We start from the raw sequence: 22,929 nt of genomic DNA, 5'->3' as shown, positions 1-22,929 counted from the left end.
TCCTGGTCGCAGGTACCATGCCGGCCCTCACTGGTACCGGACTGCTGATCGCAGGCCTGGCGCCGCTCGCGTTCATCGTCACTGCAGCCTGTCATCGGATCGGGCTGCCGCGCCGCCACCCGCTGCTGATCTCGTGCGCCAGCGGTCTGGGCTGCGTGCTGGTGCTGGTCGGCAGCTACCGCTTCGGTGACGTCCGGCAGTGGGCGCCGGGGCTCGCCGTGCTCGCGCTGGCGACCTGGATGGCCTGGCAGCGCCGGGTCTGGCGGCGCTCGGACCACCATTGATCCGGCTGAAGGTCCGCTACGATGTCGCCGGATTGATCGTCACGCGCCCTTCTGCCGCGCGTAGCGCTTGAGCTCGCTGATAATCGCCGCCAGACCGTCGCCACGGGCCGGCGACAGGTGACGATCCAGTCCGGTTCGTTCGATAAAGAAAAAATCGGCTTCGGCGACACGCTTCGGCGACTGACCGTTGACGATACGCAAAAGCAGGGCGATCAGCCCACGCGTGATCTGGGCGTCGCTGTCGGCCATATAGCGCATCGCCCCGTCGCGGCACTCGGCGCGAATCCAGACCTGGCTCTGACAGCCTGCCAGCGCATACTGGTCGCTGCGGATCGCTTCATCGGCACAGCGCAAATCGCGCCCCTGGGCAATGATGTAGTCGTACTTGTCCATCCAGTCATCAAGCGCGTTCATCTCCTCGACGATCGTATTCTGGATCGCTTTCATGCTCAGGCCATCGCTTCGGGAATACCGGTTTCGACCGGATTGGACGGGTCACTGCTCCACTCGAACCAGCCACCATCAAATACTGCAATTTGATTCCAACCCAGCAGCCAGGCGTTGAAGAACGCTTCGCTGCCGCGCCAGCCGGTGCCGCAGTAAAAGGCGTTGTGCCGGTCGGGCGTGATGCCCAGACGCCGCCATTCCGCCTCGACTTCGGCGTATTCGCGCGTCGTGTGGTCCAGGTTGCGGTAGTTTTCCATGTGATAGGCGTCGCTGCCGCAGTTGGCGAACACCGCGCCCGGGATGCGCCCCTTCTTTTCGATGTAGTTGTAGCCGCTGACCTCGCCGATCAGCTCGGGATAGCTGCGCACGCAGACCAGATTGGCATCATCGGCCGCCAGCATCAGCCTGGCCTCGGGCACATCAACGGCCAGTTCCGGCCGGCCCGGAATCTCGGCGCCAAAGTCGACCGCCTGCTCAGGTTCGACCGCATCGGTGCTGACCGGCATACCGGCATCCTGCCAGCCCTGCATGCCGCCGTTGAGCATGCGCACGTCGCGCACCCCGGCATACATCAGGATGAAGGCACAGCGAAAGGCGCCAAGATGGCCGGCACTGCTGCCCGGGAACGGATCGCTGTTGCGCGGATGCGAAAACCGGCCGTAGAGCACCACGGTCGAGTCGACCCTGATTCCGAGGCGCTCCAGCACGGCGCGCAGTTCCGTCGGGTTGCGCCGATTCCAGGTCTCAGCGGACTCCAGCCAGTTGGTGTCGAGCGCGAGCGCTCCGGGCACATGACCCTGGTCGTAGTCGCCGGGATTGCGATAGTGGCAATGGCAGACGACGACGCTTCGATCATCTGCCTGCTGGCGGTCGGCCAGCCAGTGGGGCGAGACCAGATAGCGATACCGGGGCATCGTCGCCAACGGCAACTCGTCTCGCTCACACCACTGGTCGGCGAAGTGCCGGTAGACAGACACGCGATCGAATCCGGCGCGGCGAAACTGGCTGGCGACCCGGTCGACATCACCATCGTCGGCGCCATAAATAATCAGCGGTTGCTCCGGCGCCAGACCCTTGTCACGCACGATCTCGATCCAGTCGATGTAGTCAGCCCAGTGCGCTGGCAGCGTGCGCGCCCCGGGCAGATGACCGCCCCGCCGCTGTCCGGGTTGCGGCCAGCCGTTATAGGCGTCGATCGGGCGCACGTCAATCAGGGTAGCCTCGCCTTGATCGACGCAGTCGACCATCTGCGCGGTTGAAACGCTCTCGAACGCGGTACTCATCAGGTCAGTCTGCCTTTACGGGCCCAGCCCGGCCCGGGTTGGAAATCAGAGTGCGGACTGTACCAGACCGCCGTTTCGAGATGAAGGCAGCGAAGAACTCGACCGGCTCGTTGCGCGCGGCTGCAAAACGTACTTCAAATACGAATCATTGCGGTTTACAATGATGGGCTTTCGACCCATTCAAACTTCATCAACAGGGAAACACTCCATGAAATCTGTCATTGCGATAGCCGTTTCGCTGGCGCTTGCCGGCGGCGTGGTCGCACAGGAAAACCAAACTGACGCGAAAGAAGAGCAGTCGCTCGAATCAGCCGGGGAAACGCGCGATAGGTGGATGACGATACTCCAAAGCCTGCGCATTATCGGCAGCAGCGAGGACGCCCGCCGGGTCTCGGGGACCGGTGCCGTTATCGATCCTGAGCGCATGCGGATCGAGGCCCAGCCCGACATCAATCAGCTGCTCAAGACCGTGCCGGGGGTCTACATTCGAGAGGAAGAAGGTCAGGGTCTGCGACCCAACATCGGCATCCGGGCCGCTGCCGGCGGGCGCTCGAGCAAGGTCACGCTGATGGAGGACGGTGTGCTGATCGCTCCGGCGCCGTATTCCAATCCGGCCGCCTATTACTTTCCCGAGGCCTTCCAGATGCATGCCATCGAAGTGCTCAAGGGCGCGCCACTTCTGCGCTACGGCCCGCAGACGACCGGCGGTGTCATCAACCTGGTGACCACCCCCATCCCGGCCGAAAACAGCGGTCGTGTCATCACCACACTTGGCGAACACAGCGAGCACAACACGCACGCCTGGTACGGTGGCCGCAGCGGCAACTTCGGCTGGCTGGTCGATGCGGTTCGCCGCCACAGCGCCGGCTTCAAGGACATCGATCGAAGCAATCGTGACGCCGGCTTCGACATCGAGAGCTACATCGCCAAGTTCGGCTGGACCGGCGAACGTCAGAGCCTGCTGTTCAAGGCGCAGTATTCCGACCAGGTCTCCAACGAGACCTATGCCGGCCTGACCGACGCCGACTTCGAACGCGACCCGAACCGGCGCTACGGTTTGTCAGAGATCGACCAGATGCGCAACGACCACCAGGGTTACTTGGCAACCTGGGATTTCGACCTGACCGATACGGTTTCCATGACGGCACTGGGCTACCGCAACGAGTTCGATCGTGACTGGTTCAAGACCAGCCTCAATTCACTGATCAACGCAGCCAATGCCGGCGATACCGATGCACTGGCCATCCTGCACGGGCAACAGGATCTTGACGATCTCGGCTATACGCACGGCAATCGTGCCTACACCTCCGAAGGCATCGAGCTCAACCTCAGCGCCGCCATCGGCAAGCACCGCTTCCAGATCGGCGGGCGCAGCCACAGTGACGACATGGACCGATTCCAGGAGGTCGAGGTCTACGATCAGATCAACGGCAGCCTGGTGTTCCAGGAGATCATTCCGCCCACCGGCGGCAACAACCGCCTGGAAGGTGCCGATGCCGTCTCGTTCTGGGCCCTGGACCAGTGGCAGGTGACGCCGGATTTCCGCCTTGATCTGGCGCTGCGCTACGAGAATGCCGACACCTTCCGCAAGCAGTTCGACACACCGGACCGTTCCGACGAACCCTCACGGCGCTCGAGCTCGGCCAGTGAGCTGTTGCCGGGCGCTTCCCTGACCTGGGATATCAACCGCAGCTACCAGCTGCTCGCCGGCGTGCATCACGGCTTTTCGCCGCTTGGTGGTGGCGCCAGGGAAACCGACAAGCCCGAAACCAGCACTAACTATGAGCTTGGCTTTCGCTACGGTCGCGATGCGCTGTTTGTCGAGCTGGTTGGCTTCTTCAGCGACTTCGACAACCAGGCCGAGGTTTGCTCGATCGCCAAGCCCTGCAGCAACGGCGCTACTTCAGGTTCATTCGTGACCGGTGAAGCGCAAGTCGGCGGGCTCGAATTCCAGCTCGCCAATGAGTGGCGTACCGATACCCTGCGCATTCCGCTGCACTTCAACTACACCTGGACCCAGGCCGAAATCAGCGACGACAACCCGGTTACCGGCGTCATCGATGGCGATGATCTGGCCGATATCCCGGAAAACCTGTTCAGTATGCGCCTGGCCTTCGAGCACGCCAGCGGCTGGGACAACCACTTCATTGCCAAATACATGGGCTCGACCTGTGTTCAGGTCGGCTGCAACCGCGGTGACAATCCGTTCTCGAGCACCGAATCGCTGTTCACCATGGACTGGATCTCTCGCTATGCGATCAGTCAATCAGCCAGTCTATTCGTCAAGGTCGACAACATCTTCGATCGCCAGGTCATCATCGCGCGGTCGCCACACGGCGCCCGCCCGAACAAGCCCCGCACGGCGATGCTCGGAATCGACTACAGTTTCTGACCCCGCAGACGGGCTCGACGCGGGCCGGTCACGCACCGGCCCGCGCTGACCGTTGACGGCAGCCGGCAGGCCTTCTATTGTGATCCGGGCATGAGCCCGAACCCGGCCTGAAGGAGAGTCGACACCATGAAAACCGGACTGCCCGTTCTCGGCCTTGCCGTCATACTGGCCGCTGCCTGCAGTATTCCGGACCTGCGCCACGGCGAGAGGAATGTCCGCCTCGTCGACCCGACCCAGACGCGCCACTGCCAGCGGCTGGACACGACACAGGCGACGCTGCCGGTCAACGCCAAGCCGGATAACGATCCCGAGCGCCTGGCCCGGCTACTGGCCGATCGCGCGCGCAGCAGCGCTTACGATATCGGTGGCGACACGCTCGTCGCCGACGGCCCGATCGTCGAGGGCAGCCAAATGTTTATCATCTACCGCTGCCGCAGTCGCTAACAGTGAACGAAACCGCAGCCTGGACCGGCCCCGGCGAGGTCTGTCGGCAGATCCTCGACGGCACGGCAACCGTTGTGGTCAAAGTCGGCTCGTCGCTGCTCATTGACCGCGATGGTCAAGCACGAACCGGGTGGATGGCGACGCTTGCCGGTTCGCTCAGCCGGCGCGCCGGGCCGGTCATCGTGGTCTCGTCCGGCGCCATCGCGCTCGGTCGTGCCGCGATCGGCCTTGGCTGTCGCCCGGCCAGCCTCGCGGCAGCCCAGGCCGCTGCGGCGATCGGCCAGATTCGCCTCGCACAGATCTGGACCGAAGCGTTCGCACGATATCGGCGTGACGCCGCGCAGATCCTGCTGACGCTGGGCGACCTGGAAGATCGCGCCCGCTACCTCAACGCGCGCAATACCCTGGAAACCCTGCTCGCCCATGCCGTGGTGCCGATCATCAACGAGAACGATACCGTCGCCACCGGCGAGATCCGGTTTGGCGACAACGACCGGCTGGCCGCGCGCGTGGCGCAGCTGGCCGGCGCCGAACTGCTGGTCCTGCTCAGCGATGTCGACGGCCTCTACGAGGCCAATCCAGCAACTCATCCCGACGCCCGGCTGGTCACCACCGTCGAGGAGGTATCGGCCAAGATCGAGGCGCTGGCCGACGGCACCACCGCCACCGAGTTCGGCACCGGCGGCATGCCCAGCAAGCTGGCCGCAGCCCGGACCGCAACGGCCGCCGGCTGCCAGGTGCTGCTGACCAGCGGCCGTGGTGATTGCGATCCGCTGACGCGCTACCTCGACACGGGGCGCGGCACCGTATTCAGCGCAGCGCAACGCCCGCTGGTGCGGCGCAAACAATGGCTGCGCAGCCTGCAGCAACACGCGGGTCGGCTGCTCATCGATGCCGGCGCGGCCAGCGCGCTGCGGCGGGGCGCCAGCCTGCTGCCGGCCGGCGTTCAGACCATCGAAGGTCAGTTCGAGCGTGGCGCACTGCTTCGCATCGCCGGTCCAGACGGCGACATCGGCCAGGGGCTGAGCGGCTACGATGCCCACGAGGCCAGCTGCCTGGCCGGCGCGCAGAGTAGTGACATTCCCGCCCGTCTGGGCTACGCCGGTCGCGGGCCGATGATCCACCGCGACGACCTGGTCCTGTTCTGATCATGACCGGGCTGATCGAACAGCTTGGCGCAAGCGCCCGGGAGGCAGCCACGACGCTGGCCACGCTTTCGGGTGAAGCGCGCAAGCACGCACTGGATGCCATGGCGGCAGCCATCGAGCAGCATGGCGAACGCATCCTGGCTGCCAACGCCTTCGACCTCGAACAGGCCGAAAAACGCGCCCTGAACGCCGCCATGATCGACCGCTTGCGGCTCGATCGAGCTCGCGTTTGTGCAATCGCCGACGCCATTGCACGCGTTGCGGCACTGGCCGATCCGGTTGGCCGCGAGCTGGCCGCCTGGAAGCGCCCCAACGGGCTTGACATCCGCCGGGTGGCCGTGCCCATTGGCGTGATCGGCGTCATCTACGAGAGCCGGCCGAACGTCACGGCCGACGCCGCTGCCCTGTGCCTCAGGGCCGGCAACGCGGTCATTCTGCGCGGCGGCAGCGAGGCAGTCGAGAGCAACCGGGCCATCTACCGTGCCCTGATTGCCGGCCTGGCGGCCGGGCCGGTGCCGCAAACAGCGGTGCAGATCGTGCCCGACCAGGACCGCGCGCTGGTCGGCGAGATGCTGCGCGCCAGCCGGCACATCGACGTGGTGGTGCCGCGCGGGGGGCGATCCCTGGTCGAGCGCGTTCGCAATGACGCCCGTGTTCCGGTGTTCGCCCACCTTGACGGCAACAATCATCTCTATGTCCACGCCGCGGCCGAACACGCCATGGCCATCGACGTCGTGGTCAACGCCAAGATGCGCAGGCCCGGCATCTGCGGTGCCGTCGAAACAGTGCTGATCGACCGCCAGCGCCTGGATATGGTGCCGGCCCTGGTCGAGGCCCTGACTGCAGCCGGATGCCGCATTCGAGGCGACAGCGACATTCAGGCCTGCGATCAGCGCGTCGAGCCGGCCACCGACGCCGACTGGACAACCGAATACCTCGACGCCATCATTGCAATGGCCGTGGTCGACGACCTCGAAGCAGCGCTGGACCATATCACGCGCTTTTCCTCCGGTCACACCGACGGCATCATCACGGCCGATCGCGCCGCCGCCGGGCAGTTCATCGAACGCGTCGACAGCGCCATCGTCATGCACAATGCCTCGACCCAGTTTGCCGACGGCGGGGAATTCGGTTTCGGCGCCGAGATCGGCATTGCCACCGGCCGTTTGCACGCCCGCGGGCCTGTCGGGCCCGAGCAGCTGACCACCTTCAAGTACGTGGTCCGCGGCAGTGGACAGAGCCGCCCACCGGCCTGAAACGCCCCGCGACCGGACCGCGGGCGCATGCGGGCCCGGCGATTACCGTTCCCGCTGACCGTCACCTGCGGTGCAGGCCAGCCCGGCGAGCGCGGTCAGACGCAGCAGCTCAAACTGGCCGCTGCCGAAAGACGGCAGAATCGACTGGTAGCTCGCCGAGCCGGTATCGCAGCCCAGCTGCATCTGCAGCGCGCCCCACTCGATCGGCTCGAGATCATCGGCATCGAAGGACCGGCCGAAACGCGGCCCCCTCGCCGCGGTCAACCCGCCCAGGTCGATCGATTCCGCCTGGCCATCGCCAAGACCCAGCAGCCAGAACTGGCGCCCCGTCGGATCGTAGGTAAACCACATCACCAGCACCTGACCATCGGCCAGTCGCTGCAGCGTGAAGCCCTCGCCATCATGGGCGGGATCGAACCATGTGCCGCTTTGCAGGGCAGTTCCGGGGGGCTCGCCGGCAGGCGGGTCGCAGGACAGGCCCAGAGTGCGGGTCAGCCGGGTCAGCGCAATGCGCTGGGACTGACCAAAGGCCTGGTAATCCAGCCAGCCGTTATCACAGTCCAGCACAACCAACCGGGCGGAGCCGGCCGGTACCGGATCGACATCCGCCGGATCGAAATCGGGACCAAAGCGTCCGCCCTCCGGCGCCAGCAGGAGATCGAACCGGATCTGGTTGGCGACCACACTGCCCTGCCCGATCAGCCAGCGCGGTTCGCCTTCCTCGTCGTAGGTAAACCAGTAGCCCAGCGCCTGTCCGCCGGGCAGGATTTCGACCACCCAGCCCTCGCCGGACCGTCCGGGGTTGAACCACATCGCACTATGGGCGGCGCGGACCAGTTCAGGCTCATCGGCACTCGGTCGAACGTCGACCTTCAGCGTTCGATCGGCGCCGCCGGAATCCGGCCGACCGCTGGCCGCGTCATAATTCAGCCATGCCCCGTCGCCCCAGTCAACCGGGGTGGCCGGGTCGGCATCGAGCAGTTGCCCGGTCAGATCGCTGGCCAGCACGCCCAGGCTGATGACGGCATCGGCGCTGTTGAGCTCATTGATCAGCGCGCGATTGCCCGCCTCATCGACGATGACGAAGTCCACTTCGAAGGCATCGTCGCGGTAGCGCTGAAAACCGCGGCCCGGCCCACCAGGCTGATCGAGCCACTGTGGCTCGTCGAAATCCACCGCGACAAACTGATCGCCCGACTCCAGCCACAAGGTGACGTTGACCGAACCCGACGGACGACCGGGAAATGGCACCACCTGACCATCTTCACGCCATCGCATGGGCTTGCTGAAGGCCACCCACAGGGTGTAATCACGCCCGGGCTCGAGCGCAGCGGGCTGATGTGCAAGCAGCTGACGCGAACCTTCACCTGCATCGTCCCAATATGCCGACCAGACCACCGCCCCGCTGTCGCGATCCCGGATTTCCGCAGCCACCACATGCGGCGGACCGGCCATGTGGTAGGCGGCCACGAGCATGGTTTCGGCCAGATTTTCCCGCACCCGGCGAATCTCGCTTTCGGGCAAAATGAATCCGTCGTGACTGTTGCTTCGAAAACCGCCGTACTGGGCACCACCGTCCTGTCCGGGCTCGATCTCCCAGGTCGCCGAGGGAATGTCGTAGACGTGGCCGAAGAACTCGGAGGTGGTGCCGATACCCGTATTGATGGCGGCGCGTGAATCCACATAGACCTGGTCACCCGGCAGCGCCGCATGATGGCTCGACAGGGCACTGAACAGCCGGCTCTGAATGGCGTTGCGCCGTTCGTTGTCGGTATGCACGCTGAAGAACACGCGGGTATAGGAATGCATGTCGGCATAGAACCGCAGGCGGCTGGCCGGCGCCAGGTCGGTGGCGGCCTGCAGCGCGGCGATCTCCGGTTCGGACTGGACTCTGGGGCCGCGCCAGGTCAGATCGTCGGGAATACCTGTTTCCGGCGGACCGGGCCAGAACGGCGAATTGTTGCGGTTCAGGTCGACGCCGGCCAGATGATCGTCGGTGCTAAAGAAGTCCTCATCAGCATCGCGCAGGTTCTTGCGTCGCATGCGCCCGTCGCGCGGCCAGAAATCCGGGTTGCGGTTGTCGGTGCCCAGCCAGTTGCGGGTCGGATTGGCCTGGGTCTGCAGGAACCCATCGATATTGAGGACCGGCACGACCACGATATTGACGTGCTCGGCGACGTAATCGGTCAGGGAATCATCATGACTGCCCGCCACAGCCCGTTCCATCAGCCCGGTGACGACTTCCGGCGACTGCCATTCGCGCGCGTGCAGGGTTCCGGCGTACATGATCGCCGCGCGCGCTCGCCCCGCCGGCGTGCGGTCTCCGGGCGCGGCCAGGCGATAGGCCCAGATCGGTCGCCCGTAACGGGTCTCGCCGACCACCTGACCGGTCACCCGCGCGCTGTCTTCGAGCAGCTGCTGGTGGCGTGCGTGCAGCCCGGCATGGCTGCGGAACCCATCGAACGGCATTGCCGTATCGACCGGTATCGGCACCGGATAGCCCAGTCCGAGCTCACCCCTGGACTCGGTCCACTCAACCAGGCGTTGGGCATCGGCCGTGGTGGCGGTCAGCCCGAGCAGCAGCAGCGGCCATGTAAACCCGATTCGCATCAGCGCTGCCGCTTTCCGCCAGCGCCGCCCGAACGGCTGACCCCGGCCAGGGCTTCGATGCGAGCCAGATGGGGTGACTGCAAAGCCCCGGGAGGCGCCAGTGCGGGCTTTGCCCGCCAGCGTGCCGGCGCATCCAGTCGGGCCAGTTGCAGCGCCGCCGTCGCTGCCAGGTCCCGGTCGTCGATATGCGCCCACAGACGCCGGGACCAGCCTTGCGGCCAGCCGGGCCGACTCATCCAGGCATCGGTCTGATAGGCCATGGCCAGTGCGCGCAGTCCCGGTTCGGGGTGGTTCAGTGCCGCCTCCCCCAGCGGCAGAAAACCTTCGGCTGACAGGTCCGATGCAGCCCGGCCCAGAACCGGCGCAGCACGTGGTACCGGCGCAGTCCGCAGCCAGGTGGCCAGTTCGTCCCAGGCGCCCCGGGCCAGCCAAAGCTCGGGCAGCAGGGTATCGCTCAGGGCAGGCCGCTGGCGACTGAGCGCAATCACCTGATCGAGGCGCGCGCCGCTCAGCCCGGACAGGGCTTTGCGGACACCTCGCGCATATGGCGCGTCCGGTCGAGCCGCCACCCGATCCAGCACCGCGTCGAGCGGGGGTCCGCCCGTGCCGGCGATATCGGCTGCGCCCGCCTGCCAGTCCCATTGGTTGATCAGCCCGCGAGTCGCTGCCGCCACGTTGAACAGCGGCACTTGAAGTGAAGCGGATTCCTCGTGCCGACGCCAGGCCCGGGGCGTCCATTCGGCCAGGTGATCAACGACGGTGCGATCGATCCGGCCTGGCGGCATCTGGCGCAGTCGACGCACCAGCGCCATCGCCACCGCATCTCGCTGCGCGGCGGTCAGCTGAGGATCATCGCCGAGCCGGTCCAGCAACTGCCCGGCCTGCTGCGCGTCAACCCGCTGCAGCTCCTCAAGCAGGGAAGCAGCGCGTTCGCGTACAACCGGCTCGTGCAATACCGCCTGGCCGGCCAAAGCCGCCCCGAACAGCAGCACGCTCAGGCCGCCAGGCAGCCAGCTCCACCGGGACGGTCCACGATCGGTCAAACGGTCTCTCCAGGTCGCCTGGCACCAATTGTACCCGGTCACACCCGGCTTGCAGCCCGGCGGCGCCTGCCCCCGACATTGTGATAAAGTGATGCGAACCTGTTCAATCTCTTCAGGCAAGGGGGGACGAAGACGGGAGCCTATAGTCAATGACCAGCCCGAACACGGGACGGTGTCGTTACCACGAAGACCAACCGGCACGATGGTACTGCGCACGCTGCGACCTGCCGCTGTGTGGCGACTGCAAGCCGTTCGCGGAACAACTGCCCGCCGATCCGGTCTGTCCGCTTTGCCGCAAGCCAATGGACGATACCAGGCTCGGCACCTCGCTCTGGCGACAGCCTCTGCCTGCACTCGCCTACGCCACCAACTACACTGCAGCGGCCACGCTCGCGTTACTGACGATCATGCTGGCGCTGACTCCCTCGGGCGCGGCCGGCCTGATCGCAGCCGGTCTCGCCGGGCTGGTCCTTGTGCGCTACGCCTATGTGATCATTGATCGTTCCAGCCGGGGGCACGTGCGCCCGCCGCGCCCGGGCCAGCTGATTGCGCCCGAGGACCTGCCCCGTACCGGCCCCATGCTGGTGGTGACCGCGGCAGCCGCGCTGACGGTGGTGCTTGCGGCCATGACAGGCAGCATCGTGCTGACCCTGGCCGTCTCGGTCGTGGCTGCGGGCCTGCTGCCGCTGATGGTCATGAGCGTTTTCGTCACTCCAACCGTCAGCGCCGGCTTTGACTATCGCCGTGTACAGCAGGTCGTTCAGGCGGCACGCCGGCCCTGCATCGTGCTCTCGACTGCGTTTGTCCTGTTCGGGCTTGCACCCTGGTGGCTGATGCGGCTGGCCTCGCCGGTCCTGCCGCTTTGGCTGGAGACCGGATTGCTGGGCCTCGTATACGGCTACCTTTCGATGCTGGCAGCGCGCATGATCGGCCTGGTGCTCTACCAGTATCGCCGCCAGTTCGACTACCAGCCGGCGCTGGCCCGGGTCAGGCAACACGACCGACCCGCCCCGGGGGTCTACGAACCGGCACAGGCACTGGCCGACGCCGATATCCTGACCGCCGAACAGCGCGAGGACCGGGCTCGGCTGACCATCAGCGCCGCGCTGGTCCGGCACGGCGACCATCCCGGTCTCAACCAGCGCTTCGACCGGATGCTGCTTCAGGCCGGTAACCGCAAGGAGTTTCGCAATCACATCGAACGCCGACTGCACCGGCTGGTCACCAGCGGCCAGGCTGAGGCCGCGGCCGGGCTGTGGATTGAGCATCGTCAGGCGCTCGGCAACTGGCTGCCGCGAGTCGCGGAGACGCGTCACTACATGGCGCTGGCCCTCGAACAGCGTGGCTACCATCATATCGCTGTCAAGCTGCTGCTCCGGCTGCCCCGGACCAGCCCCAAGTATGCTCAGCTGCCGGAAGCCTGTCTGGAGGCGGCCCGCCTGCTCGAGCACAACCTCGGCGACCCTGAGCAGGCGCACACCCTGCGCCGCTGGGTCGAGGAGCGCTTTCCCAGGCGCGTTGAGCGATGGCAGCAGCAGCGCCAGTCGACTGAACCGCTCGCGGGCCATACGGCTCGATCGGTAACGCACTGACGCTGCCTGGAATGCCAGCCGCGCGGTTCACCGCTGGGCGGCGAGACCCATGCAACCAGGCCCGGCCTGCGTTCAGATGGAACTCAGGCTAAACTACCGGGCTAATACTTACTTGCGATGGACTCGTTCCGGACAGACATGCATCGGTTGACCATGACCACCGGCGCCGGCTATTGGCGCCTGCTCGCCGCCGCCTGGTCCGGCCTGCTATTGCACTCGATGGTCCTGGCGTCTGCCGATTCGGCCACGCCGACCCGGCTGCGCGTTGAGCCGGACGGCCAGAGCGAGGAGGTCGTCGTTTACGGCCCGGATTTTTTTGCCGTCTACAATCCGGTCAACGCACGAGACATGATCGACCAGCTGCCGGGTTTTCAGCTGGTCAACGGCGGCGGTGGACGGGGTTTTGGCGGGTCGGCCGGCAACCTGCTCATCAACGGTGAACGGCCGAGCAGCAAACAGGATCGCCCGTCCGAAATCCTGGCTCGCATCCCGGTCGCGCGCGTCGAGCGCATCGAGCTGATCCGGGGCGATACCGGCTCGCTCTCGGCCGGCGGTCAAACGGTGGTGGCCAACGTCGTGTTGCGCGACTCCGGGCCGCCGAGCTGGACCTGGACCACCGAACTCGAGCAGGATACCGACAGCGGCGGGCCGGAGCCAGGCGGCAGCCTGTCGGTTCTCGGCACTGCCGGCGATACACGCTACGCGGCCGGCATCGAGGCCCGCCACTTCTTCTTCGGCAATTCCGCCACCGAGGGACTGACCGCAGATCAACGCCTGGTTGAACTGCGCGACATGACCGACGCCAGCCAGGGCAATGAATACGCCGCCAGCCTCAACACCGAGACCCGATTCGGCGAGCGGGTAGCGCGCTTCAATGCCAAACTCGAATACCTGGGCTCGGGCTTCCGCGAACGCTCTGTGGGCGTGCGGGCGAACCCCTCGATCTCACCGTTCCGGGTTGATCGCGACCAGACCCGGCGCGACTACGAGCTGGAGCTGGGCGGCGACCTGCAGTGGCAGACCGACAGCCAGACGGATTTCAAGGCAATCGTGGTGATCAATCGTCAGTGGCGGGATCGCGCTGCCGGACTGCGCAGCGAGGATCCCGACGAACCGGTCATGCGCCAGCGTGCAGTCACCGACAGCCGCTCGGCGGAATCCATTGCCCGGCTGGAGCTCGACTGGTTCGGCTGGGACCGGCATTACCTCGAGGCCAATCTGGAAACAGCCCTGAACGTGCTCGACAATCAGCTCGCCCTGCATGTCGACAGCGGCGACGGCTTCCGGCCCGTGCTCGTACCCGGTGGCACTGCGCGGGTCGAGGAATGGCGCAGCGAGCTGCAGCTGACCGATTCCTGGCAGATTGACCAGTGGACGCTCGAGCCGGGCCTGGGCAGCGAGTTCTCACAAATCAGCCAGACCGGCCCGGGCGGTCAGGCGCGTTCGTTCTTTTTCTTCAAACCGTCACTGGCCGTGATTCACGCACCGAGCAACGCGCATCAGACCCGCATCAACCTGCGGCGCGATGTCGCCCAGCTGAATTTCGGCGACTTCGTCAGCGCCACGGATTTCGGCGATGAGGAAATTGACCTGGGCAATCCGGATCTTGTGCCCCAGAACACCTGGGTCGCCGAACTGGCCCATGAGCGCCGGTTTGGCCGGATCGGCAACGCCACACTGCGTGTTTTCTTCAACAGGATCAGCGATCTTCAGGACATCCTGCCCGTTACGGCCGATCAGGGAGTGCCGGGCAATATCGGCGACGGACGACGCTGGGGCATTGCGCTGGAAACGACCCTGCCGATGGAACCACTGGGTTTCCGTAACGCGCGGATGGACATGGACCTGCGCTGGCAGGACTCGCGTGTCGAGGACCCGGTCACCGGCGTGGATCGTCCGTTTTCGGGCGAATCGGCATTCCGCGTGAACACGGAGCTTCGCCAGGAGCTCACGGCCATCCAGTCTGCCTGGGGACTGAGCGCGTCATACCGCGATGAAACCATTCGCTACGATGTCGACGAACTGGACATCCGCAGCGACGGCGTCGATCTGGAGCTGTTCATCGAGACGACCCGGTTCCGGCGCATCAAGATGCGACTGGAGGCTGAAAACCTGCTTGATCGCCGGTTCGAGCGCGACCGCCGCCTGTTCGATATCAGCCGCATCGATCCCCGTCCGGCCTTCCGCGAGCTGCGGGACTTTCGGCGCGGCCGCTCGCTGATCCTGTCGCTGAGCGGCGGGTTCTGATCCGGCTCGCCGCGCGGGCGACCGGCACCGGCGTGCCAGATCCAGGCCTCCGGCTTGCCGGCGTCGTGGATCGCGCGAACCAGCTCGACCATCGCCCTGTGCCGGCGCATCCTGTCGGGCGCCATGCCGCCGGGGATGACGACCGCATCGAAATCTCCGGCGCTCACATCGGATGCGTTGGCATCAACCTGAACGGCGTAGCCCTTGCCGCTGCGGTACTCGTCCTTGCCGGCGCCCTCAGGTCGCGACCTTGAAGCCCTGCTCGCGGATCCGGTGGATACGATCGCGGATCTCGGCGGCCTTTTCGAACTCGAGATCCTCGGCGGCAGCGAACATCTCCTTCTCCAGCCGGGCGATTTCCTTCGCCGCGTTCTCCGGGGCGACGGGTTCGGGAACACCGTAGTCGGCCTGCGCTTCGGCCACCTTGCGCCCTGACTGTCTGCGCCCGGGAGTCGACTGCGCATCCGACATGATATCGGCGATGTTCTTGACGATGGTCTGCGGCGTGATGCCGTGCTTCTCGTTATGGGTAATCTGCTTGGCGCGCCGCCGTTCCGTTTCCTCGATGGCGCGCTTCATCGAGTCGGTCACCTTGTCGGCGTAGAGAATGGCCTTGCCGCGCACGTTGCGCGCCGCCCGTCCAATGGTCTGGATGAGCGAGCCCTCCGAACGCAGAAAGCCTTCCTTGTCGGCGTCGAGAATGGCCACCAGGGATACCTCCGGCAGATCCAGCCCCTCGCGCAGCAGGTTGATGCCGACCAGCACGTCAAAAGCCCCCAGCCTGAGATCACGAATGATTTCGACGCGCTCGACCGTGTCGATGTCGGAGTGCAGATAGCGCACGCGCACGTCGTGCTCGGCCAGGTATTCGGTCAGATTCTCGGCCATGCGCTTGGTCAGGGTCGTCACCAGGATGCGATCGCCCTTAACCACCCGCAGGCGAATCTCCGAGAGCAGGTCGTCGACCTGGCTGGACACCGGCCGGACTTCCACTTCGGGGTCGACCAGGCCGGTCGGTCGCACCACCTGTTCGGCGACCGTCTGCGAGTGATCGAACTCCCACTGCCGCGGCGTGGCCGAAACCAGCAGCATTTGCGGGGCGCGCTCCGCGAACTCCTCGAAGGTCAGCGGCCGGTTGTCCATCGCCGAGGGCAGGCGAAAGCCGTATTCGACCAGGGTTTCCTTGCGGGAGCGGTCGCCACGGTACATGCCGCCGATCTGCGGAATGGTCACGTGCGACTCGTCGACGATGAGCATGGCATCGCGCGGCAGGTAGTCGAACAGGGTCGGCGGCGGATCGCCGGGCTGGCGGCCGGTCAGGTGGCGCGAGTAGTTCTCGATGCCCTGGCAATAGCCGAGCTCGAGCATCATTTCGATATCGAACTGGGTGCGCTGGCTCAGGCGCTGGGCCTCGAGCAGCTTACCGGCCTGTTCCAGTTGCTCGAGCCGTTCCCTGAGTTCGGCCTTGATCGCCTCGATGGCATCCAGCACCACCTGACGTGGCGTGACGTAGTGCGTCTTGGGAAAGACGGTCAGCGCGTCGACCTTGTCGCGCACCTCGCCGGTAAGCGGGTCGAAGAAGCTGATGCGCTCGATCTCGTCGTCGAACAACTCGATACGCACCGCCTCGATTTCCGAATCGCCGGGAAACAGGTCGATCACCTCACCGCGCACCCGGTAGGTGCCGCGCCGAAGCTCGAAATCGTTGCGCGAGTACTGCATCTCGGCCAGGCGCCTGAGAATCTCGCGCTGGTGCATGCGCTCGCCCACTTTCAGCGGCAGGGTCATCTTCAGAAAGGAGCTGGGATCACCCAGGCCATAGATCGACGAGACCGTTGCGACGATCAGCGCGTCGGGACGCTCGAGCAAGGCCTTGGTCGCCGACAGGCGCATCTGCTCGATGTGCTCGTTGATCGACGCATCCTTCTCGATGAAGGTGTCCGACGAGGGCACATAGGCCTCGGGCTGGTAGTAATCGTAGTAGCTGACGAAGTACTCGACCGCGTTATCCGGGAAAAAGGCCTTGAACTCGCCGTAGAGCTGGGCGGCCAGGGTCTTGTTGGGCGCCATCACCAGCGCCGGGCGCTGGGCGCGCTCGATCACGTTGGCCATGGTGAAGGTCTTGCCCGAACCGGTCACCCCGAGCAGCGTCTGGTGCGACTGTCCGGCCCCGAGACCGGCGACCAGTGCATCGATCGCGGTCGGCTGGTCGCCGGCCGGTTCGTAGCTGGAGGCCATGCGGAATGGCCGGCTCATGGGAGTGCGTCACTCGTCAACATTGCAGCAGCGATTATAATCGGGACGTCCACCGGGGCCGTGATCGGCGCCGGTCCGATTTCACTTCAGTAGGGAGCACGCAGTGACATTTCGATTCGCCGCACGGGTCAGCCAGGTCAAGCCTTCGGCCACGATCGCCATGGCGGCCAGGGCTGCCGAGCTCAAGGCATCTGGCAAGGACATCATCTCGCTGAGCATGGGCGAGCCAGACTTCGACACGCCGGCGCCAATCCGCCAGGCGGCTGCGGCTGCAATCGAAGCCGGCGAGACGCGCTACACGGCCGTCGACGGCACACCGGCGCTCAAGCAGGCGGTGATTGCGAAAATGGCCCGCGACCACGGCCTGGACTACACCGCCGAGGAGATCCTGGTCTCCAGCGGCGCCAAGCAAAGCATCTACAATCTGCTGCAGGCACTGATCGGGGACGGCGACGAAGTCCTGATACCGTCGCCGTACTGGGTGTCGTATCCCGACATGGTGCGCCTGGCCGGCGGCGCACCGGTCACTCTCAGCACCACTCGCGGCAGTGATTTCCTGATCACGCCGGGTCAGCTGGCATCGGCCATCAACGACTCGACCCGGCTGTTGATGCTCAACTCGCCCGGAAATCCCTCGGGCCGCGCCTACAGCCGTCAGCAGCTGGCCGAACTGGGCGAAGTACTGCTTGAGTATCCGCGCCTGCTCATCTGCAGCGACGACATCTATGAGCACATTTGGTGGGCCGACGAGCCATTTGCGACGCTTGCCCAAGTCGTTCCGGCGCTCAGGGAGCGCACGGTCGTGGTCAATGGTGTCTCCAAGGCCTACGCGATGACCGGCTGGCGGATCGGCTATGCCGCCGGTCCGGCGGCCCTGATTCGCGAAATGAAAAAGATCCAGAGCCAGTCGACGTCCAACCCCTGTTCCATTGCCCAGGCCGCCGCGGTCGCCGCACTCAACGGTGACCAGCGCTGCGTGACCGAGATGTGTCGCGCCTTCAAGGCACGGCACGACTGGCTGGTACCGGCGCTCAACGAATTGCCCGGCGTGAGCTGTACGCCCGGCGAGGGCGCCTTCTACGCGTTCGCGGATTTCAGTGAAGCGATCGAACGGATGGGCCTCAACGACGATATCGAGATGGCCGAACACCTGCTGGAACAGGGTGGAATTGCCACGGTGCCGGGCAGCGCATTCGGTACCTCGGGTCACCTGCGGTTATCGTTTGCCTGTAATCTGGATACACTGCACAAGGCGGTTGAACGGATGGCCCGGGTACTCGAGAATTGAAACCGATGAACCAGACCGACGACCAGACGCCTGGCGACCCAGGCGAACGCAACGAGGCAATGCGCCTGAGCGCCATCGAGGCTCGCGTACTCGGCAGCCTGATTGAAAAAGCCTCGACCACGCCCGACGCCTACCCGCTGACGCTCAACGCCACGACCACGGCCTGCAACCAGAAGAGCGCCCGCGACCCGGTCATGAAGCTCGATCCCGGCCGCGTTGGACAGGCGCTGCGGGAGCTCGAGCGCAAGGGGCTGGTTCGACACCGCTACTCCGCTCGCGCCGAACGCTACGTGCATACGGCCGAGGCCGGACTGGAGCTGACGGCCGGCCAGCTGGCGCTGATCGCCCTGCTGCTGCTGCGCGGCCCGCAGACCATCGGTGAACTGCTCACGCGCAGCGAGCGCCTGCATCGCTTCGACGACGCAGAAGATGTCGCTTTTGCCCTTGAGCGTCTGATGCACAAGACACCGCCTGTGGTGGTGCAACTGCCGCGCCAGGCGGGTCAGCGCGAGGACCGCTACATGCATCTTCTGTGCGGGCCGGTCGAGCATTCGCAGCCGGCCCGAGGGCCGGCATCGGCCACGGCCGAAGAGTCATCCGAAAACGCGTCGACTCTGATTGACCGAATTGCCGCCCTGGAGGCACGAGTCGCCGAGCTCGAACAGCGCCTCGAGGACTGAGACCCGGGCGTCCCGACCCGTCTGTCGTCGGGATTACAGCCAGTCGGGGCGAATTCCTACCATCTGCATCGGCAAGCGCCGATTTCCCTGTCGGGATGCGGTGTCCGAAGATAGCCACCGTCACTTCAACGACGGATGCCATCATGACTGACACGCAACGCGGACTGACCTTCATCGAACTGATCATCGGCCTGTCCGTTCTGGCGGTCATCGTGACCGCCGCAATCCCGGCCTTCGGACAATTCCTCGAGCGGCAGCGTGTGACCAGCCACGCCAACAGCCTCGTGGCGCATCTGCAGTTTGCCCGTCACGAGGCCATTGTGCGTAATGCCCCGGTGACCGCCTGCCCCAGCGCCGATGGCCGTCACTGTAGCGACGACAACCGCTGGGATGCCGGCTGGATTGTCTACCTCGACCCCGACACGGACAGCCAACCCGCCTCGGCCGACCGGGTGCTGCGCGTCGTCGCCGCCACGAACGAACTGGTGTTGCACTCCGGCGGTCGTCTGCGGGTTCGCTTCCGGCCTGATGGCGCAGCCTACGGCACGAACCTCACGATTCGCGTCTGCCCGCCAGGCGACCCGGATAACGCCCGTGCCGTGATCGTCTCGAACCCCGGGCGGGTCCGCGCGACTGGCGACGTACGCCCGGCCGAGTGCCAGCTCGACGGCTGAGTGTTACCTAATTAGCCGCATGGCCCACTAGTCACCCGGCACGCAGACCGGGCCAGGCCAGCACCCGATCGCAGCACGGCAATGCGTGGATACCGACCGCTTTTTCGGTGCTGCGCTTGCGTCCGGACGGGTAAGCGATTAGTATTGAAACGTTTGTTTAAATCAGGCGTTTCAATTGTCCGTTTCAACCCGTGACCGAATCCTGGACGCCGCCGAACAGCTGTTTGCCGAGCAGGGTTTTCATCCGACAACGCTGCGCCAGATCACCCAGGACGCCGGGGCCAATCTGGCCGCCGTCAACTATCACTTCGGCTCCAAGCAAGCGCTGATGCTGGCCCTTTTCCGGCGCCGCCTCGATGCCCTCAACGCGGCCCGGCTCGAACGCCTTGACGCCCTGGAAAACGACCGGGGCCGCCCGAACCTGGAGGCCGTGCTCGATGCGTTCGTGCAACCGGCCCTTGAGTTCACGCGCGGCGGCGATGCCGAAGGGCAGCGTTTCATGCAGCTGCTGCTGCGCGCCTTCGCCGACCGCGATACGGCCCTGCAGGCCGCCATGCGGCAGGAATACGCCCACGTTATGCGCCGCTTCGCCGAAGCGGTCGGCCAGGCGCTGCCGGGGGGCGGAACGAAGCCGGCTGAGGCAGCAGCTTGATTTCATTGTCGCGGCATTGACGCTGACCATGGCCGAATCAGCACTGAAAGACACCCGAATCATCGCCGCCGAGCTGGTGCAGTTTGCCGCTGCCGGCCTGCGCGGCAGTCTCGAAAACCAACATTCCGAAAGTGCCCGCCGCACTCTGGAGGCAACATCATGACCTGGTTGTTGATCATCGCCCTTATCGTCGGTCTGCTTGCGCTGGCCTGGTATCGCAGCCCGTCCTGGCTGGCCGCTCTGCTGGCGATTGCCGCGCTGACCGGAATCATCTGGCTGGCGTCCCCGTGGCCGGTCATCACGCTCTACGCGATAGCGACGGTCGGGCTGACCGTGGTCGCGATCACGCCGCTGCGCCGGGCGCTCCTATCCAATCGTCTGTTCGGCTGGTTCAAGTCGGTGCTGCCGCCGATCTCAGACACCGAGCGCGAAGCGCTGGACGCCGGCACGGTCTGGTGGGACGCCGAACTGTTTTCCGGCCGGCCGCGCTGGAAGAAGTTGTTCGGGATCGACAAGCCGACGCTCTCTCCCGACGAACAGGCGTTTCTCGACAACGAGGTCGAGGAGTTGTGCGCCATGCTCGACGAGTGGCAGATCAACCACGAGCTCAAGGATCTGCCCGAAGAAGCCTGGCGCTACATTCGCGAGAAACGCTTCCTGAGCATGATCATTCCGGAGGAATACGGCGGGCTGGGTTTTTCCGCCCAGGGCAACGGCGCGGTGGTGACCAAGATCGCCACGCGCAGCCTTTCGGCAGCCGTATCGGTGATGGTGCCCAACTCGCTCGGCCCCGGCGAGTTGCTGATGCACTTTGGCACCGACGCCCAGAAAAACCACTACCTGCCCCGCCTGGCCAGGGGTGAGGACATCCCCTGTTTCGCTCTGACCTCGCCGCTGGCGGGATCGGATGCCGCCTCCATGCCCGACGAGGGCATTGTCTGCAAGGGCCGGCACAACGGCGAGGACGTGCTGGGCCTGCGCGTGAGCTGGGACAAACGTTACATCACACTTGCACCGATCGCCACGGTACTTGGCCTGGCGTTCAAGGCGCGGGATCCCGACGGACTGCTGGGCGGTCCGGAACACCTCGGCATCACCTGCGCCCTGATCCCGACCCAAACGCCAGGCGTGGAGATCGGCGACCGGCACCTGCCCGGCGGCAGCATCTTCCTCAACGGGCCGACCCGCGGCAAGGACGTGTTCATTCCACTCGACTGGATCATTGGCGGCGCCGAACGCATTGGCCAGGGCTGGCGCATGCTGATGCACTGCCTGGCCGCCGGCCGCGCCATCTCGCTGCCGGCCCAGAGCGTGGCCAACGGAAAACTGGCCAGCATGACGACCGGCGCCTATGCGCGCGTGCGCTATCAGTTCAAGCAGCCGATCGGCCAGTTCGAGGGCATCGAGGAGCCGCTGGCCCGCATCGGCGGTGAGACCTACCGAATGGAAGCGGCCCACAAGCTGACCCTGAGTGCGCTCGATCACGGCGAGAAGCCGGTGGTACTCTCGGCCATCCTCAAGGCCTACCTGACCGAGGGCAACCGCCGGGTGCTCAACGACGCCATGGACGTCCACGGCGGCAAGGCCGTGGTCGAAGGCCCCAACAACTACCTCTCGATTCCATGGCAATCGATCCCGGTGGCGATCACGGTCGAGGGTGCCAATATCCTGACCCGCTCGATGATCGTGTTCGGACAGGGCGCGATCCGCTGCCATCCCTGGCTGATCAAGGAAATGGAATCAGCCGCCGATGATGACCCCAAGGCCTTCGATCGCGCCCTGTTTGGCCATATCGGTTTCCTGCTGTCCAACTTCGTGCGCGCCCCGCTGCTGGCCCTGACCGGCGGCTGGCTCAGTCGCAGCCCCGTGTCCGGCGCGACCGCCCGGCACTATCGACAGATCAACCGGCTCAGCGCTGCCTTTACGCTGATCGCCGATCTTTGTCTGCTGATTCTCGGCGGCAAGTTCAAATTCAAGGAAACGCTGTCCGGTCGCCTGGCCGACGCCCTGGCGCACCTGTACATGGCCTCGGCGGCACTGCGACGCTACGAGGACGACGGCCGCCCGGAAGAAGACCTGCCTCTGGTTCAATGGTCGGTCTGCGACAGCCTCCACCAGGTTGAAAACGCCCTGCTGGCCGTGCTGCGCAACTTTCCGATTCCCGCGCTCGGCAGGCTGCTGCGGCTCAAGCTCTTCCCCTGGGGCCGCAGGCAACATCCGGTCGACGACCGGACCGGCCAGGCCATCGCCCGCCTGATGCAGGAACACTCGCCGGCGCGCGAGCGGCTGATCGACGGCGCCTACCAGTCGAATGCCGACGATGGAACCGGCCTTCTTCTCAAGGCCTTTGCCGCCGTACTCAGGGCCGCGCCGGCAGAAACTGCCCTGCGCAACGCGCTCAAGATGGTGCCCAGCCCCCTCAGCGTTGACGCGCTGGTCGCCAAGGCCGTCGCCGCCGGCGTCATCACCGAGGAGCAGGGCGCTGACCTTCGGCGCGCCCAGGAACTGACGGCGAAAGTCATCGCCGTCGACGAATTCACGCCCGAGGAAATCGGTGGCCGGCAAGCCATGCAGCCGCCGGTCGCCAAGGCCAGCTGAGTATCCTCAATAGACCTTTCAATCGCGAAGACGCA

General features: G+C 65.4%; 17 protein-coding genes and 1 pseudogene. 12 read left to right on the top strand and 6 right to left on the bottom strand.

Annotation, left to right across the window (positions count from 1 at the left end):
• The first annotated feature begins 17 nt into the window (after window positions 1-17).
• Window positions 18-284: a hypothetical protein gene (locus HND55_05705; GenBank protein ID QKK02195.1), complete on the top strand. Its 267-nt coding sequence runs from the start codon at window positions 18-20 to the stop codon at window positions 282-284.
• Between the two features lie 39 nt (window positions 285-323).
• Here HND55_05705 and HND55_05700 read toward each other — a convergent pair whose 3' ends face one another.
• Both HND55_05700 and HND55_05695 read right to left on the bottom strand, forming a co-directional pair.
• Entirely contained in the window at window positions 324-731 is a 408-nt protein-coding gene (locus HND55_05700) for a SufE family protein (GenBank protein ID QKK02194.1), read from the bottom strand.
• A gap of 2 nt (window positions 732-733) precedes the next feature.
• The gene (locus HND55_05695) at window positions 734-2,014 is read right to left on the bottom strand and encodes a thiosulfate sulfurtransferase (protein QKK02193.1); all 1,281 of its coding nucleotides are present in this window, start codon (window positions 2,012-2,014) and stop codon (window positions 734-736) included.
• Between the two features lie 208 nt (window positions 2,015-2,222).
• On the opposite strand from HND55_05695, the gene HND55_05690 reads away from it, so the two are divergent.
• The 4 genes from HND55_05690 to HND55_05675 all read left to right on the top strand — a co-directional run bounded on the left by HND55_05690 (window position 2,223) and on the right by HND55_05675 (window position 7,254).
• Window positions 2,223-4,406, top strand: coding sequence for a TonB-dependent receptor (locus HND55_05690; protein ID QKK02192.1), 2,184 nt, complete (start codon window positions 2,223-2,225; stop codon window positions 4,404-4,406).
• 126 nt (window positions 4,407-4,532) lie between these two features.
• Window positions 4,533-4,850 carry a hypothetical protein gene (locus tag HND55_05685; protein QKK02191.1) on the top strand — a complete coding sequence of 106 codons (318 nt, stop codon included), beginning with the start codon at window positions 4,533-4,535 and terminating at the stop codon, window positions 4,848-4,850.
• Window positions 4,851-4,900: 50 nt separating this feature from the next.
• Entirely contained in the window at window positions 4,901-5,998 is a 1,098-nt protein-coding gene (locus tag HND55_05680) for a glutamate 5-kinase (GenBank protein ID QKK04010.1), read from the top strand.
• A 2-nt stretch (window positions 5,999-6,000) separates the two neighbouring features.
• The gene (locus tag HND55_05675) at window positions 6,001-7,254 is read left to right on the top strand and encodes a glutamate-5-semialdehyde dehydrogenase (GenBank protein ID QKK02190.1); all 1,254 of its coding nucleotides are present in this window, start codon (window positions 6,001-6,003) and stop codon (window positions 7,252-7,254) included.
• Window positions 7,255-7,296: 42 nt separating this feature from the next.
• Here the strand turns inward: HND55_05675 and HND55_05670 are convergent, their stop codons facing one another.
• Window positions 7,297-9,864 (bottom strand): hypothetical protein, encoded by a 2,568-nt coding sequence (locus HND55_05670; protein QKK02189.1) that lies wholly within the window; start codon window positions 9,862-9,864, stop codon window positions 7,297-7,299.
• Window positions 9,864-10,907 (bottom strand): hypothetical protein, encoded by a 1,044-nt coding sequence (locus HND55_05665; protein QKK02188.1) that lies wholly within the window; start codon window positions 10,905-10,907, stop codon window positions 9,864-9,866. The genes HND55_05670 and HND55_05665 overlap by 1 nt, the downstream gene beginning before the upstream one ends.
• A 149-nt stretch (window positions 10,908-11,056) precedes the next feature.
• On the opposite strand from HND55_05665, the gene HND55_05660 reads away from it, so the two are divergent.
• Window positions 11,057-12,499, top strand: a complete 1,443-nt coding sequence (locus HND55_05660) for a hypothetical protein (GenBank protein QKK02187.1) — start codon at window positions 11,057-11,059, stop codon at window positions 12,497-12,499.
• A gap of 153 nt (window positions 12,500-12,652) precedes the next feature.
• The gene (locus HND55_05655) at window positions 12,653-14,746 is read left to right on the top strand and encodes a TonB-dependent receptor (protein QKK02186.1); all 2,094 of its coding nucleotides are present in this window, start codon (window positions 12,653-12,655) and stop codon (window positions 14,744-14,746) included.
• Between the two features lie 26 nt (window positions 14,747-14,772).
• Here the strand turns inward: HND55_05655 and HND55_05650 are convergent.
• Both HND55_05650 and uvrB read right to left on the bottom strand, forming a co-directional pair.
• A pseudogene (locus HND55_05650) lies at window positions 14,773-15,075 on the bottom strand (hypothetical protein).
• Entirely contained in the window at window positions 14,984-17,002 is a 2,019-nt protein-coding gene (gene uvrB, locus HND55_05645) for an excinuclease ABC subunit UvrB (protein QKK02185.1), read from the bottom strand. Before uvrB ends, HND55_05650 begins: the two are co-directional and overlap by 92 nt.
• A 103-nt stretch (window positions 17,003-17,105) precedes the next feature.
• Here uvrB and HND55_05640 point away from each other — a divergent pair, with 103 nt between their 5' ends.
• The 5 genes from HND55_05640 (at window position 17,106) to HND55_05620 (ending at window position 22,894) form a co-directional block, all read left to right on the top strand.
• The gene (locus tag HND55_05640) at window positions 17,106-18,290 is read left to right on the top strand and encodes a pyridoxal phosphate-dependent aminotransferase (protein ID QKK02184.1); all 1,185 of its coding nucleotides are present in this window, start codon (window positions 17,106-17,108) and stop codon (window positions 18,288-18,290) included.
• A gap of 59 nt (window positions 18,291-18,349) precedes the next feature.
• The gene (locus tag HND55_05635) at window positions 18,350-18,970 is read left to right on the top strand and encodes a DUF480 domain-containing protein (GenBank protein QKK04009.1); all 621 of its coding nucleotides are present in this window, start codon (window positions 18,350-18,352) and stop codon (window positions 18,968-18,970) included.
• Window positions 18,971-19,113: 143 nt separating this feature from the next.
• On the top strand, window positions 19,114-19,644 hold the full coding sequence (locus tag HND55_05630) for a prepilin-type N-terminal cleavage/methylation domain-containing protein (protein QKK04008.1): 531 nt from the start codon (window positions 19,114-19,116) through the stop codon (window positions 19,642-19,644).
• A 175-nt stretch (window positions 19,645-19,819) separates the two neighbouring features.
• Window positions 19,820-20,296, top strand: coding sequence for a TetR/AcrR family transcriptional regulator (locus HND55_05625; GenBank protein ID QKK02183.1), 477 nt, complete (start codon window positions 19,820-19,822; stop codon window positions 20,294-20,296).
• Window positions 20,297-20,455: 159 nt separating this feature from the next.
• Complete coding sequence (locus HND55_05620) at window positions 20,456-22,894, top strand: acyl-CoA dehydrogenase (GenBank protein QKK02182.1); 2,439 nt, start codon at window positions 20,456-20,458, stop codon at window positions 22,892-22,894.
• Window positions 22,895-22,929: the final 35 nt, after the last annotated feature.

The organism is Pseudomonadota bacterium (assembly GCA_013285445.1).
In the GTDB taxonomy this organism is placed as follows: domain Bacteria; phylum Pseudomonadota; class Gammaproteobacteria; order Xanthomonadales; family Wenzhouxiangellaceae; genus Wenzhouxiangella.
Note: the sequence above shows the minus strand (reverse complement) of the source record. Positions and strands in the feature narration are given on the sequence as shown.